Raw genomic sequence first — 12,076 nt, 5'->3', positions numbered from 1 at the left:
CGCTCCCACATTTGAACCGTGTGCGCCTTTGATTTTGCTGGTGCTCTACCCCCACCCCAAAAAACGAGCAAAAAAAAGCCCCGCAAATGCGGGGCCAAAAAGGTGCAGCAGTCATGCCTTAGGGCGACGATCCATCACATGGCAAGCCTTGCCCTCAGACCGCTTGATCGAATGCAGCGGCTGCAAAACGATGCGCGAGCTGATCCCGATATACGTCTTGATGTGCTTGCTCAGTTCGCTGGAGACGGCTTTCTGTTGTTCAGCATTGAGGTGCTGATGCTCAGCCTTGAGCTCCACATGCACATCCACACTGTCCAGGTTGCCATTACGATACAGATGTATCTCATAACACTCTGAAAGCTGTTTTATTTTAAGCACCTGCTCCTCGATCTGCGTGGGAAACACATTAACCCCGCGAATGATCAGCATGTCATCACTGCGCCCGGTGATCTTGTCGATCCGCCGCATCGGCCGCGCAGTCCCCGGCAGCAACCGCGTCAAATCCCGGGTGCGGTAGCGAATCATCGGCAGCGCCTCCTTGCTCAAGGAGGTAAACACCAGTTCTCCCATCTGCCCGTCCGGCAGCACCTCACCCGTCACCGGGTCGATGATCTCCGGGTAGAAGTGATCCTCCCAAATGGTCGGGCCATCCTTGGTTTCCGCACACTCCATGGCCACCCCAGGCCCCATGATTTCCGACAGCCCATAAATATCCAGCGCCGTAATCCCCAGTCGCGCCTCGATTGCACTGCGCAGCTCGGCAGTCCACGGCTCGGCCCCAAAGATCCCCAGTCGCAACGCCAGCTTCTGTGGATCAATGCCCTGGCGCTCGATTTCATCGGCAATGTTCAGCATGTACGAGGGCGTGACCATGATGATGTCCGGCTGGAAATCCTTGATCAGTTGCACCTGTTTTTCCGTCTGCCCGCCGGACATCGGAATCACCGTACAACCCAGGCGTTCCGCGCCGTAGTGGGCACCAAGGCCGCCGGTGAACAGCCCGTAGCCATAGGAAATATGCACCTTGTCGCCACGCCGCCCACCGGCCGCGCGGATCGAGCGGGCCACCACGTTGGCCCAGGTGTCGATGTCGTTCTGGGTGTAACCCACCACCGTCGGCTTGCCGGTGGTGCCGCTGGACGCATGCAGGCGCACCACCTCGTTCATCGGCACGGCAAACATGCCGTAGGGGTAACTGTCCCGCAGGTCGCCCTTGGTGGTGAACGGGAACTTGGCCAGGTCGTCCAGGGACTTGATGTCATCCGGGTGCACCCCCAGCGCGTCGAAGCGCTGACGGTACAGCGGCACATTCTGGTAGGCGTGGCGCAGGCTCCAGCGCAGGCGCTCCAGTTGATGGGCGCGCAGTTCGTCGACGCTGGCGGTTTCCAGCGGGTCCAGCACAGGGTTAAGCACGGCGTTTGGAATAGGCATGTTCATGAGTTCACTCGAATTATTTTTGTGTATCAGCCCACCGCACACCGTGGGCTTTGAGTGCATGCCCCAAGGATACCGCTAGGCTCCCCGGGAATCGCGAATCTTTAGTCGGACAGGCGCTCGATGATCAGCGCGATGCCCTGGCCCACGCCGATGCACATGGTGCACAGGGCGTAGCGGCCGCCACGTTCCTCCAATTCATGCAGGGCGGTAGTTACCAGCCGTGCGCCGCTCATCCCCAGTGGATGGCCGAGGGCGATGGCGCCGCCGTTGGGGTTCACCCGTGGGTCGTTGTCCCCCAGGCCCAGCTCGCGCAGCACCGCCAGGCCCTGGGCGGCGAAGGCTTCGTTGAGCTCGATCACGTCCATGTCCGCCAGGCTCAGGTTGGCCAGTTCCAGCACCTTGCGGGTCGCCGGCACCGGGCCGATGCCCATGATGCGCGGTTCCACGCCGGCGGTGGCCATCGCCACCACCCGGCCGCGGGCGACCAGGCCGTGACGCTTGGCAACTTCCGCGCTGGCCAGCAGCAGGGCGCAGGCGCCGTCGTTGACCCCGGATGCATTGCCGGCGGTGATGCTGCCACCCTCGCGGAATGGCGTGCCAAGTTTCTGCAGTTGCTCAAGGGTGGTGTCGCCGCGGGGGTGTTCGTCGTGTTCCACCACCTTGGCCGGGCCTTTGCGCTGGGGGATTTCCACCGCGACGATTTCCCTGGCCAGGCGCCCGCTGGCCTGGGCGGCGGCTGCACGTTGCTGGCTGCGCAGGGCAAACGCGTCCTGGTCTGCGCGGGAGATATTGAACTGCTCGGCGACGTTTTCAGCGGTCTCCGGCATCGAGTCGATCCCGTAGGCCTTTTTCATCAGCGGGTTGACGAAGCGCCAGCCAATGGTGGTGTCGTATAGCTGCGCATCGCGGGAAAACGCCTGTTCGGCCTTGCCCATTACCAGCGGCGCACGGGACATCGATTCCACGCCGCCTACCAGCATCAAGCCGGCCTCGCCACAGCGAATCGCCCGGGCCGCGCTGCCGATGGCGTCCAGCCCCGAGCCGCACAAACGGTTGAGGGTGGTGCCCGGCACGCTCACCGGCAGCCCGGCCAGCAGCGCCGACATGCGCGCCACGTTGCGGTTGTCTTCGCCGGCCTGGTTGGCGCAGCCGTAGATCACATCGTCGACGCTGCTCCAGTCCACTTGCGGGTGGCGGCGCAGCAGTTCGCGCAGCGGCACCGCTCCGAGGTCGTCGGCGCGCACGCTGCTCAAGGCGCCGGCGTAGCGGCCGATCGGGGTGCGGACTGCGTCGATGATCAAGGCGTCATTCATTCGGATTCTCCTGCGCCAGCACCGTGCCGCGCACTTTGTAGGATTTGCCATGGAACAGCGCAATCAGCTGGCCCAGTTGGTTTTCGATACGGACGTCGTAGTTGCCGGTGCGACCCGAGCGGCTTTGCTCGCGGCAATCGGCACTCAAGGTGTCGCCCAGGTGGGCCGGGGCGATGTAGTCGATGCTGCAGCCGAGCGCCACGGTGGCGTCGTTGTAGCTGTTGCAGGCCAGGGCGAATGCCGAGTCCGCCAGCGCAAACAGGTAGCCGCCGTGGCAGGTGCCGTGGCCCTGGATCATGTCGGCGCGCACGCTCATGCCCAGTCGTGCGCAACCCGGCGCCACCGAGAGCAGGCGCATGCCCATGCCCTGGCTGGCGGCATCGCGGCTGAACATGATCTGGGCGCACTGGTTGGCCAGGTTCATGGCTTCATGGTTGGTCATGTGGTGCGCTCCTTTCAGCGGCCCTTGAAGCTTGGGCTGCGTTTTTCCATGAAGGCGGCGACGCCTTCGCGGTAATCCTCGCTGCGCCCGGCCAGGCGTTGCAGGTCGCGCTCCAGCTCCAGCTGTTGGTCAAAACTGTTGCTCAGGCTGGCGTTCAGGCTGCGCTTGATCAGCGCCAGGCCGTAGGTCGGTTGCGTGGCCAGGTGGCGGGCCAGGGTCAGGGCTTCGTTGCGCAATTCGGCGTCGTCCACGCAGCGGTAGATCAGGCCCCATTGCTCGGCCTGCTCGGCGCTCAGGCGGTTGCCCAGCAGGGCCAGCGCCTTGGCGCGGGCCATGCCCACCAGGCGCGGCAGGGTCCAGGTGCCGCCGGAATCGGGGATCAGGCCGATCTTGCAGAAGGCTTGGATGAAGTTCGCCGAGCGTGCTGCCAGCACCAGGTCGCAGGCCAGCGGGATGTTCGCGCCGGCACCGGCCGCCACGCCGTTGACCGCGCAGATCACCGGCAAAGGCAGGTCGCGCAGTTGGCGGATCAGCGGGTTGTAGAACTTCTCGATGGATTCGCCCAGGTCCGGCACCGCGCTGCCGGGTGCCACGTTGCGGTCGCTGAGGTCTTGCCCGGCGCAAAAGCCGCGGCCTTCACCGGTCAGCAGCAGCACGCGCACGTCGGGGTTTTCCTGGACTTGCTTCAACGCCTGCTGGACTTCGCCGTGCATCTGCGTGTTGAAGCTGTTGAGCTGGTCGGGGCGATTGAGGCTGAGCAGGGCGACGCCGGCCTCGATGGAAAACAGGATGTGTTCGAAGTTCATGGTCGTGAGGCCCTCACGGTGCACGCTCGGCGGTCAGCCGGCTCATTATTGGATCGGCGTGGTCAGCCGGTTTTGCCGGAGTATAGCTTTAACGTGATACATAAATGCAACGATAAAATTGATTTGGTGTGTCTTGTTTTGAGTTTGATGAAAATGAACTGCTCGCTGTGCTGGTCGGTAAATACCTGATAAATCCCCTATTTTATTGGCTTTACGTCGATTATCAGCGGCACCGTATCAAGCCACGGCGACACCTGATTCAAGCGATACGCTTTTTCAGCTTTGTGCTTGTAAAAATGATGTGATACAAAATAAGCCAAGATCGGCATCGCTTTGCGAATACGCCATAAAAGGAATCCCCATGACTTGCTACAGCCTCGACGGCCTGACCCCGGTGGTCGACCCCACGGCCTACGTCCATCCCTCGGCGGTACTGATCGGCGACGTGATCATCGGCCCCCATTGCTATGTAGGGCCGCTGGCGAGTTTGCGCGGCGACTTCGGGCGCATCGTCCTCGAAGAAGGCGCCAACCTGCAGGACACCTGTGTGATGCACGGCTTCCCGGACAGCGATACGGTGGTCGAGCGCAACGGCCATATCGGCCACGGCGCCGTGCTGCACGGTTGCCGGATCGGCACCGATGCGCTGGTGGGCATGAATGCGGTGGTGATGGACAACGCCCGTATCGGCGCTCGCTCGTTCGTCTCGGCGGCGGCGTTCGTCAAAGCCGGTTTCGAGTGCCCTGAGCAGTCGTTGGTGATGGGCGCGCCGGCCAGCGTCAAGCGCAGCCTCAGTGATGAAGAGGTGCACTGGAAACAAACTGGCACCCGTGAATACCTGCGCCTGGCTCAGCGTTGCCTGGAGCAGATGCAGGAATGCGCACCCCTGAGCGCACCGGAAGCTGATCGTCCACGCATCAGCGACAGCGGCCTGCGGCCCAAGGGCAGATGAATCGCCTGCATCCCGACGCCGCTAAAAACGGTATATTTTCTCTTTTTGCCTCGGTACGCCCATGTCGTCACTGACACCCCTGAACCAACTGATTACCCGCTTCCAGGAGCAGACGCCGATTCGCGCCAGTTCCTTGATCATCACCTTGTACGGGGACGCCATCGAACCCCACGGCGGGACGGTGTGGCTGGGCAGCCTGATCCAGTTGCTCGAACCCATCGGCATCAATGAACGGCTGATCCGCACCTCGATCTTCCGCCTGACCAAGGAAGGCTGGCTGACCGCCGAAAAAGTCGGGCGCCGCAGCTACTACAGCCTGACCGGTGCCGGGCGTCGGCGTTTCGACAAGGCCTTCAAGCGGGTCTACAGCTCCAGCGTGCCGGCATGGGATGGTTCATGGTGCCTGGTGATGCTCACGCAGTTGACCCAGGACAAGCGCAAACAAGTGCGTGAAGAGCTGGAGTGGCAAGGTTTTGGTGCGATTGCCCCGACCGTGCTGGCCTGCCCACGCAGCGACCGCGCCGACGTCAACGCCACCTTGCTCGACCTCGGCGCCCAGGAAGACACCATCGTCTTCGAAACCACCGCCCAGGATGTACTGGCCTCCAAGGCCCTGCGGGTGCAGGTGCGCGAGAGCTGGAACATCGAGGAGCTGGCGGCCCATTACAGCGAGTTCATCCAACTGTTCCGACCGCTCTGGCAAGCGCTTCGCGAGCAGGAACAGCTACAGCCTGCGGATTGTTTCCTGGCACGGGTCCTGCTTATCCATGAGTACCGCAAACTGCTGCTGCGCGACCCGCAATTGCCCGATGAATTGCTCCCCGGCGATTGGGAAGGCCGTGCCGCCCGCCAGTTGTGCCGCAATATTTACCGGTTGATCTACGCCAAGGCCGAGGAATGGCTGAACAGCGCGCTGGAAACTGCCGACGGCCCGTTGCCGGACGTTGGCGAAAGCTTTTACCGGCGGTTCGGAGGCCTGAAATAAGGAGCGACGCTGTTCAGGAGAACGGGTGGAGTGATGTGGCGTAGAGAATAAAAATAAGCCTGCGTGAGGCCTGAACATGATGTCTTCAATTGCACAGCGCTGTGATGGGTTCGACCAATGGATCCATCAGATCAATCAGATCTGTGGCGCATTCGATGGGCAGATCCTGGGGAATGGTTTTTCCGGGCAGATCCGCGAGTACCAGAGCGGCGCGCTGAAACTCAGCTTTGTCGACGCCTGCCAGGCGCGGCTGTTTCGTACCCCCAGCCAAATCGCGGCGGGCGAGGGCGGCAAGTACTTTGCCGTGTTCCAGCTCGACGGCACGGCCGGCATGGCCCAGGGTGACAGCAAGGCGCTGTTGCGCGCCGGCGACATTACCCTGATCGATGCGGCGCACCCCAGCGACTTCACCTACAGCGAGAATTCGCGGCAGTTGTCGTTGATCCTGCCGTCGTACCTGGTGGAGCAGACCTTGCGTTTCAACCCGGTCAAATGCGGGCACCGGATCGAGGCGACGTCGCCGATGGCGATGCTGTCCCGGCAGCTGATTCTGGAGGCTACCCGGCAAGACAACCTGACCTTGCAGGAAAGCGAGGCGACGCTGGAGGCGATCATCAACCTGCTGCGCCCGGCGATCAGCCAGGCGGGCGAGGGCAGCGACGCCCATGAGCGAGTGTTCCGCAAGACGCTGGAGTGCATTGACCAGCACATTCGCTCCGAAGAGCTGTGCCCCGAGTGGCTGGCGCGGGAGGTGGGGATGTCGGTGCGCGGGCTGTACCGGATCTTTGCCCGCAAGGGCCTGGTGGTGGCGCGGTACATCAAGAACCGACGGCTGGATTTGTGTGCTGAATCCCTGCGCCAATCCAGGGTGGAGGAAAAGCTTTCGGTGCTGGGGTACTCGTGGGGGTTTTCGGATTCGAGTTATTTTTCGACGGCGTTCAAGTCACGGTTCGGCATTGCGCCGGGTGAGTACCGCAAACAACACGCCTGATCAGGGGATACGCCGATCAAAAATGTGGGAGCGGGCTTGCTCGCGAATGCGGTGGTTCAGTTGATGCATTGGGTGACTGACACACCGCATTCGCGAGCAAGCCCGCTCCCACATTTGGATCGCGTTTCGTTCAGTTGGGCATTCCATCTTCAATCGCAATCCCTTGCGCCCGCATTTCCTTGATCAACCCCGCCCTTGTGCCCGGCAGATTGAGCATCGCTTTGTGCCGTAACTCAGTCACTTCCGCAGCGCTATAGGGCTTGTAATCCACCGGCGTACTCTTGCCCGCCATCCCGTCCGGGCGCATCAGCCAGTTCAGTAAATCCGCCAGTTGCCCATCGTTCAGCGCCGACTGCGACATCCCCGGCACTCGTACCAAAAACTCCCGCCCGCCTGGCACCTTCAGAAAGTTGCCGACAAACCCGGTCATCCTCGGTGTGTCGTTCGCCGCCGAGCCCATGCCGCTGCCCAGATGGCAGCCGGCACACTGCAGCTGATAGTTGGTCGCCACGCTGTACCCGGCCTGGGCGATCGGCGTTTGCGGCGACTCATTGCCCGGTGCGTGCTTCTGGTTTGGATTGGGAATGGCCCGAGCCTGGGCGAGCGGGGTGGCGAAGACACACATCAAGCTCAGCAAAAACAACGTACGCATGACAAGCCTCTTGCACTGACCTGTGGCGAGGGCGCTTGCTCCCGTTGGGCTGTGCTGCGGCCCCAAGATCTCTGGGAGCGCTTCGCACTCCAACGGGAGCAAGCTCCCTCGCCACAAGGGTGAGTTAAACCGCGACGCCGCGAATGATCGAGACCGTGCAGTGGTAGATGTGGGATTTGGCCGCCAGGCACCAGTTCACATCGTTGTTGTTGAACGGCCGGTATGCCGGTTCCTCACTGTCGTTACGCGTGCACGCGCACTGGGCGCAGCTTTGCTTACCGCAGCAGTCGTTATAGGAAATGATGTAGTCCTTGCCATCCGCCGGGTTGCGGCAGGTGCCGATCCAGGTCACCTGGGACGCCTCGGTGCCCGGTGGGCAGGAGGTCACCGAGCCGCCACAGCAACTGCACAGGAAACCGTCGATGGAGCAGTAGCGCCAGTAGTCGCAACTGTTCGGGTCGCCCGGGTCACCGGCTTTCGGGTTATCGGCAGCCAGCGCCTTGCTGGTGCGGTCCAGGGGCAGCAGCAGGGGCAACGCGGCGCCTGCGACCATCAGCGAACCCATACGGGCCAACAGTTTGCGTCGCGACGTGGTGTCGGCAAGGCGACGGGTCGAGCGCTCGAATAACAGATCCAGCAATTTCATGAGAGTCTCCCTGCCTTAATCAGTGGCTATGGCCGTGGCTGTGGTCGTGGGGCTGCGGCTGGCTGTTGAGGTATTCCTGCAGCGTCGCGCTTTTCAGGTGTTCGACTTCGAACAGGCTGTCCAGGTGCTCGCGGGAATTGACCAGGCCCTTGGCGCGCAAGGTGCCGCTCTTGTCGATCAGCGCGGCATACGGCAGCTTGCCGATCTGGTAGGTCATGCCGACTTCCGGGCCGACCACGTAGGTGACGTCGTCCAGCTTGTGTTCGGTGATCAGCGCGTGCTGGGCTTCCATGTCGCCGTCGCTGATAAACACCACATCGAGTCGGTCAGCCTGTTCCCTGGCGATGGACTTGATCGCCGGCAACAGGGATTTGCAGATCGGGCAGGTGGGCGAGAGGAAGAACAGCAACTGGTTCTTCTCACCGGCATAGCCGAAGTTCACCGGGCGGCCTTTACGGTCGGAAGCGGTGACTTGCGGGGCCGGCTCATTCACCGCCACGCCCTTGTCGACCATCAGTGCGCCGGCCGGGGCGATGCGCCCGTGCAGCACACCAATCTGGCGCACCAGGCCCATCACGGCAAACGCCAGCGCCAGCAGCAGTACCCACAGCAGTACGTTGGAAACAATAAGGCCTTCCATTGATCACCTACCAATCAGTTTGAGCAGAAGAGGGGAGTTCGCCAGCAGGCCATCGGCTGCGGCGTAAATCAGCAGCGCGACGGCGCTGGCGGCGACGGTGACGAAGCCGTCGAAAAAACCCAGGTCACGGGCAATCGGCAGCACGCTGGCCAGCAGGGCCACGGCCACCAGTGCGCCGTTGCGCAACAGCAGGATCGGCCGCAACGGCTGCGCCTGGTCGGGGCCTGCGCAGCCGCAGTCGATGTCCCGGCGGCCGCGCCACAGGTTGATGCCAATGGCGGCGGCGTACAGTGCAATCAGGCCGGCGGCGCCGAGGGCGGCCCAGGAACGGCTGGCCGGCACCAGCAGGGCAAAGGCAATCACCAGTTCCAGCACCGGGATTACCCGGGCGGCGGGGCGAGTCACTGCCTCTGGCAGCAACTGGTAATCGGCCAGTTGCCGGGCGAAGCGTGCCGGTGCGCGCAACTTGTGGGTCGCGGCACTGGCCAGCAACACCGCGATGGCGAGGGCGCTGGCAATGATGAAGATCGGGTCGATATGCATGGCCGAACCTCTTTAGTAGCTCATGATCTGGGTTGCGGTCTTCGCTACCTTGGCCATGCTACCGGTGAGTTTGTTGGTCTTGAGGTCGAAGATCTGCAAGCCGCCTTCGACGTCGGCGCCCAGCAACAGGGGCTTGTCGTCGCCGGTGGCCTGCATGCTCCAGACCGGGGTCGGGGCTTCCAGGGTGGCTATCTTCTTCATGGTCTTGAGGTCATAGGCCCAGATGATGGTGCTCGGGTCTTCCCACTTCATCGGCTCGTGGTTGTCGTGCATCAGCACGTACATGCGGTTGAGCTTTGGTGCCACAGCCATCAACTGCCAGCCACCCGGGGCCCAGCCGGTTTTCTTTTCCGCATCGGTGGTGAGTGACCAGGACGGCAGGATTTTCGGCTCATCGCCGGAGAAATCTACCGGGCGGATGGTGCCGGTGGTGGTGGTGAAGTAGTAGGTGTCGCCCACGTTCACCGCGCGTTCGTTGAGCTTCTCGGCGTTGGGGTCGAAGAAGTGCGTGCGGTTGCGCGAGGTTTCCTGGCCCTGCTCGTTCAGCGTCACCACTTGCAGGCTGCCGTCGCCGCACAGGGAGGCGAAGCGGCGAGTGCCGACCGGGTAATTGAGTACGCAGCCCGGGATCGCGATTTCGGCGGTGACGGAGCGGGACTGGGTGTCGACCACGGTCACCGAGGTGGAGGGTGTGAAGTTGTAGACGTAGACGAAGCGGTCATCGCCGCTGGTCTTCAGCCCATAGCGCTGGGTCAGGGATTCGGCGCGTTTGTTCGGGATCAGCACTTCCCAGGCGGGCGACAGGCTGGAGCTGTCCCAGGCGGTGAGCACATCGGTGCGATCGCCCCGGGTGCCGCGGGAATAGTAGATGTCGGCGCTGTACAGGGTCTTCTGGTCGTGGCTCAGGGCCGAGGGCGCGGCGAAGCCGGTGGGGACCATGCCGAGGACGCGCTTCTTGTCGGGATCTACCACGGTGACGCGGCCGACCACGAAGCTTTCGAATTCGACGTCTACCACGAATGCGCGGTGGGCTTCCGGTGGAAAGGCCAGGGTGGTCTGGCCGATGGTGTCTGGCGGTAAATCCGCCTGGGCGCTGTTCAAGCCGAGTACAAGCAGGCCCAGACCCAGCGCTGACTGTACGTTGATCTTGTTGCTTCGCATTAGGGGCACTCCCTGAATTATTGTGTTTTGCTAATCGCGGGTGCTTTGGCAGATTCTTGCAAGTGGATTCTGCCTTGTGGGGCGATTGCAAGAATTGTTGTGTCTGCCAAGTGGTTGTGTGTCTGTGCCAATGGTTTGGGGAGGGGGGTATATCGGTTATTTTTGTTATGGCTGAAATGGGTTCCGCTCTTGCAGCGGCTCACTTTTGAACAGCTCCTACAGAAAAGCCGCTTCGCAAATGCCCCAATCTCACGACCCCATCAAAGGCAACGAAAAACTGAACACCGCCCCACACGGCTCCAGATTCTGCGCCCAGATATCCCCCTGATGCCGACCAATGATGTTCTTGCACAACGCCAGCCCAATCCCGTTACCACCCACCTTCGACGAAAAGAACCCGTCAAAGATTTTCTCCCGCGCCACGGCCTGAATCCCGCGCCCACAATCCTCGACACTCAACCGCGCCACGTTTCCATCCCGGCAGGCATGCAACCGCAGCACCCGACGCTCCACGGGCAGCTCACTCATCTCTTCAATGGCATTGAACGCCAGGTTCAGAATCACCTGCCCAATCAGCACCCTCTCGCACTGCACCATCAGCGGTTGCGCGCTCGGGACGATCTCCAGCCGCACCTGACTCGGCTCGGCCCGCAGGCTGATGAAATATCGGGTTTCCTGCAGCAACTCATTGAGGTCCACCCACTCCGCGCTCTGCTCCAGCTTGACCACATAATCACGCACACTCTTGATGATCGTTGACGCATGCTCGACCTGCCGCACGGCACTTTGCAGCCCCCAGTTCACCCCCTGGTCGGCACTGTGGGTATCGCCCAGACGAATCAAAACCCCCTCGATAAAGTTGCGCGTGGCCGCCAGTGGCTGGCTCAACTCATGAGCAATCGCCACCGCCATCTCGCCCATGGCGTTGTATCGGGCCAGGTATTCAAGCTGCTGTTCACTGACACGCCGGGCTTCCTCGGCGCGGATCAGGTCCCGCTTCACCTTGTCTTCCCGGGAAATATCCCGGAACTGCACCATCAGCACGTCGCGCCCGTCCAGGTGCACCAGCGTCGCGACCGCTTCCGAAAGAATCTCCACCCCGGCCTTGGAGCGATAACACCACTCGATGGTGCGCTGGCCACTGCGGGCCGCTCGCTCGAGCCAACGCAGGCCGATGGAGCGCTTGTACTTCGGTGCGTCCCGGGTCATGTCCGGGGCCTTGAGCGGGATCAGTTCTTCCAGGGTAAACCCCAGCGCCGACAGCGCCGCGGTGTTGGCCCAGAGGATGTCCTTGCTCTGCGCATCGTGAAGGATGGTGCAGATCGGCATGGCTTCGATCAGGGTGTGGAAATCATTGTTATTGGGTAGGTACATCGCGTAGCCCTTGGCGGTGGAGGGGACGACTACGGTGGCAAGTTATACCGGTTTGCATCCGGGGGCACGCTCAGAAGTAATCGGGGGCGCACTAGGGGATTTCTTTAGCCGGTGGGCTGCACGCCCCAATAGTT

13 protein-coding genes are annotated in these 12,076 nt (G+C 62.2%); 3 read left to right on the top strand and 10 right to left on the bottom strand.

Annotation, left to right across the window (positions count from 1 at the left end):
* Positions 1–111 precede the first annotated feature (111 nt).
* From paaK to paaG, 4 genes are all read right to left on the bottom strand, one after another.
* Positions 112–1,437: a phenylacetate--CoA ligase PaaK gene (gene paaK, locus HX815_RS21045; RefSeq protein ID WP_177028823.1), complete on the bottom strand. Its 1,326-nt coding sequence runs from the start codon at positions 1,435–1,437 to the stop codon at positions 112–114.
* Between the two features lie 101 nt (positions 1,438–1,538).
* Complete coding sequence (gene pcaF / locus HX815_RS21040) at positions 1,539–2,750, bottom strand: 3-oxoadipyl-CoA thiolase (protein ID WP_063029023.1); 1,212 nt, start codon at positions 2,748–2,750, stop codon at positions 1,539–1,541.
* Positions 2,743–3,192 (bottom strand): hydroxyphenylacetyl-CoA thioesterase PaaI, encoded by a 450-nt coding sequence (paaI, locus tag HX815_RS21035; protein WP_177028822.1) that lies wholly within the window; start codon positions 3,190–3,192, stop codon positions 2,743–2,745. The genes pcaF and paaI overlap by 8 nt, the downstream gene beginning before the upstream one ends.
* 14 nt (positions 3,193–3,206) lie before the next feature.
* Positions 3,207–3,998 carry a 2-(1,2-epoxy-1,2-dihydrophenyl)acetyl-CoA isomerase PaaG gene (gene paaG / locus HX815_RS21030; protein ID WP_003208887.1) on the bottom strand — a complete coding sequence of 264 codons (792 nt, stop codon included), beginning with the start codon at positions 3,996–3,998 and terminating at the stop codon, positions 3,207–3,209.
* A gap of 361 nt (positions 3,999–4,359) precedes the next feature.
* On the opposite strand from paaG, the gene paaY reads away from it, so the two are divergent.
* From paaY to feaR, 3 genes are all read left to right on the top strand, one after another.
* Positions 4,360–4,950, top strand: coding sequence for a phenylacetic acid degradation protein PaaY (gene paaY, locus HX815_RS21025; protein ID WP_177028821.1), 591 nt, complete (start codon positions 4,360–4,362; stop codon positions 4,948–4,950).
* A 61-nt stretch (positions 4,951–5,011) separates the two neighbouring features.
* The gene (gene paaX / locus HX815_RS21020) at positions 5,012–5,935 is read left to right on the top strand and encodes a phenylacetic acid degradation operon negative regulatory protein PaaX (RefSeq protein WP_003208883.1); all 924 of its coding nucleotides are present in this window, start codon (positions 5,012–5,014) and stop codon (positions 5,933–5,935) included.
* A gap of 76 nt (positions 5,936–6,011) precedes the next feature.
* Positions 6,012–6,926, top strand: a complete 915-nt coding sequence (gene feaR, locus HX815_RS21015; protein ID WP_177028820.1) for a transcriptional regulator FeaR — start codon at positions 6,012–6,014, stop codon at positions 6,924–6,926.
* A 130-nt stretch (positions 6,927–7,056) separates the two neighbouring features.
* Here the strand turns inward: feaR and HX815_RS21010 are convergent, their stop codons facing one another.
* The 6 genes from HX815_RS21010 to HX815_RS20985 form a co-directional block, all read right to left on the bottom strand.
* Positions 7,057–7,578 carry a hypothetical protein gene (locus tag HX815_RS21010; protein WP_008431056.1) on the bottom strand — a complete coding sequence of 174 codons (522 nt, stop codon included), beginning with the start codon at positions 7,576–7,578 and terminating at the stop codon, positions 7,057–7,059.
* Between the two features lie 124 nt (positions 7,579–7,702).
* Complete coding sequence (locus HX815_RS21005) at positions 7,703–8,224, bottom strand: methylamine dehydrogenase light chain (RefSeq protein WP_003208877.1); 522 nt, start codon at positions 8,222–8,224, stop codon at positions 7,703–7,705.
* 19 nt (positions 8,225–8,243) lie between these two features.
* The gene (gene mauD / locus HX815_RS21000; protein ID WP_003208875.1) at positions 8,244–8,864 is read right to left on the bottom strand and encodes a methylamine dehydrogenase accessory protein MauD; all 621 of its coding nucleotides are present in this window, start codon (positions 8,862–8,864) and stop codon (positions 8,244–8,246) included.
* A gap of 3 nt (positions 8,865–8,867) precedes the next feature.
* A complete protein-coding gene (locus HX815_RS20995; RefSeq protein WP_003208874.1) occupies positions 8,868–9,407 on the bottom strand; it encodes a MauE/DoxX family redox-associated membrane protein in 540 nt (179 codons plus the stop codon).
* Positions 9,408–9,419: 12 nt separating this feature from the next.
* A complete protein-coding gene (locus HX815_RS20990; RefSeq protein WP_177028819.1) occupies positions 9,420–10,568 on the bottom strand; it encodes an amine dehydrogenase large subunit in 1,149 nt (382 codons plus the stop codon).
* 249 nt (positions 10,569–10,817) lie between these two features.
* A complete protein-coding gene (locus HX815_RS20985) occupies positions 10,818–11,942 on the bottom strand; it encodes a sensor histidine kinase (RefSeq protein ID WP_177009345.1) in 1,125 nt (374 codons plus the stop codon).
* Positions 11,943–12,076 lie beyond the last annotated feature (134 nt).

Source organism: Pseudomonas sp. E6002, assembly GCF_013385565.1.
GTDB lineage: Bacteria > Pseudomonadota > Gammaproteobacteria > Pseudomonadales > Pseudomonadaceae > Aquipseudomonas.
The sequence above is the reverse complement of the archived record's forward strand: the minus strand, read 5'-3'. Positions and strand labels throughout refer to the sequence as shown.

Bases quoted from the DNA above. Each gene is read 5' to 3' on its own strand.
- paaK (WP_177028823.1), bottom strand. From the start codon at position 1,437: ATGAACATGCCTATTCCAAACGCCGTGCTTAACCCTGTGCTGGACCCG.
- pcaF (WP_063029023.1), bottom strand. From the start codon at position 2,750: ATGAATGACGCCTTGATCATCGACGCAGTCCGCACCCCGATCGGCCGC.
- paaI (WP_177028822.1), bottom strand. From the start codon at position 3,192: ATGACCAACCATGAAGCCATGAACCTGGCCAACCAGTGCGCCCAGATC.
- paaG (WP_003208887.1), bottom strand. From the start codon at position 3,998: ATGAACTTCGAACACATCCTGTTTTCCATCGAGGCCGGCGTCGCCCTG.
- paaY (WP_177028821.1), top strand. From the start codon at position 4,360: ATGACTTGCTACAGCCTCGACGGCCTGACCCCGGTGGTCGACCCCACG.
- paaX (WP_003208883.1), top strand. From the start codon at position 5,012: ATGTCGTCACTGACACCCCTGAACCAACTGATTACCCGCTTCCAGGAG.
- feaR (WP_177028820.1), top strand. From the start codon at position 6,012: ATGATGTCTTCAATTGCACAGCGCTGTGATGGGTTCGACCAATGGATC.
- HX815_RS21010 (WP_008431056.1), bottom strand. From the start codon at position 7,578: ATGCGTACGTTGTTTTTGCTGAGCTTGATGTGTGTCTTCGCCACCCCG.
- HX815_RS21005 (WP_003208877.1), bottom strand. From the start codon at position 8,224: ATGAAATTGCTGGATCTGTTATTCGAGCGCTCGACCCGTCGCCTTGCC.
- mauD (WP_003208875.1), bottom strand. From the start codon at position 8,864: ATGGAAGGCCTTATTGTTTCCAACGTACTGCTGTGGGTACTGCTGCTG.
- HX815_RS20995 (WP_003208874.1), bottom strand. From the start codon at position 9,407: ATGCATATCGACCCGATCTTCATCATTGCCAGCGCCCTCGCCATCGCG.
- HX815_RS20990 (WP_177028819.1), bottom strand. From the start codon at position 10,568: ATGCGAAGCAACAAGATCAACGTACAGTCAGCGCTGGGTCTGGGCCTG.
- HX815_RS20985 (WP_177009345.1), bottom strand. From the start codon at position 11,942: ATGTACCTACCCAATAACAATGATTTCCACACCCTGATCGAAGCCATG.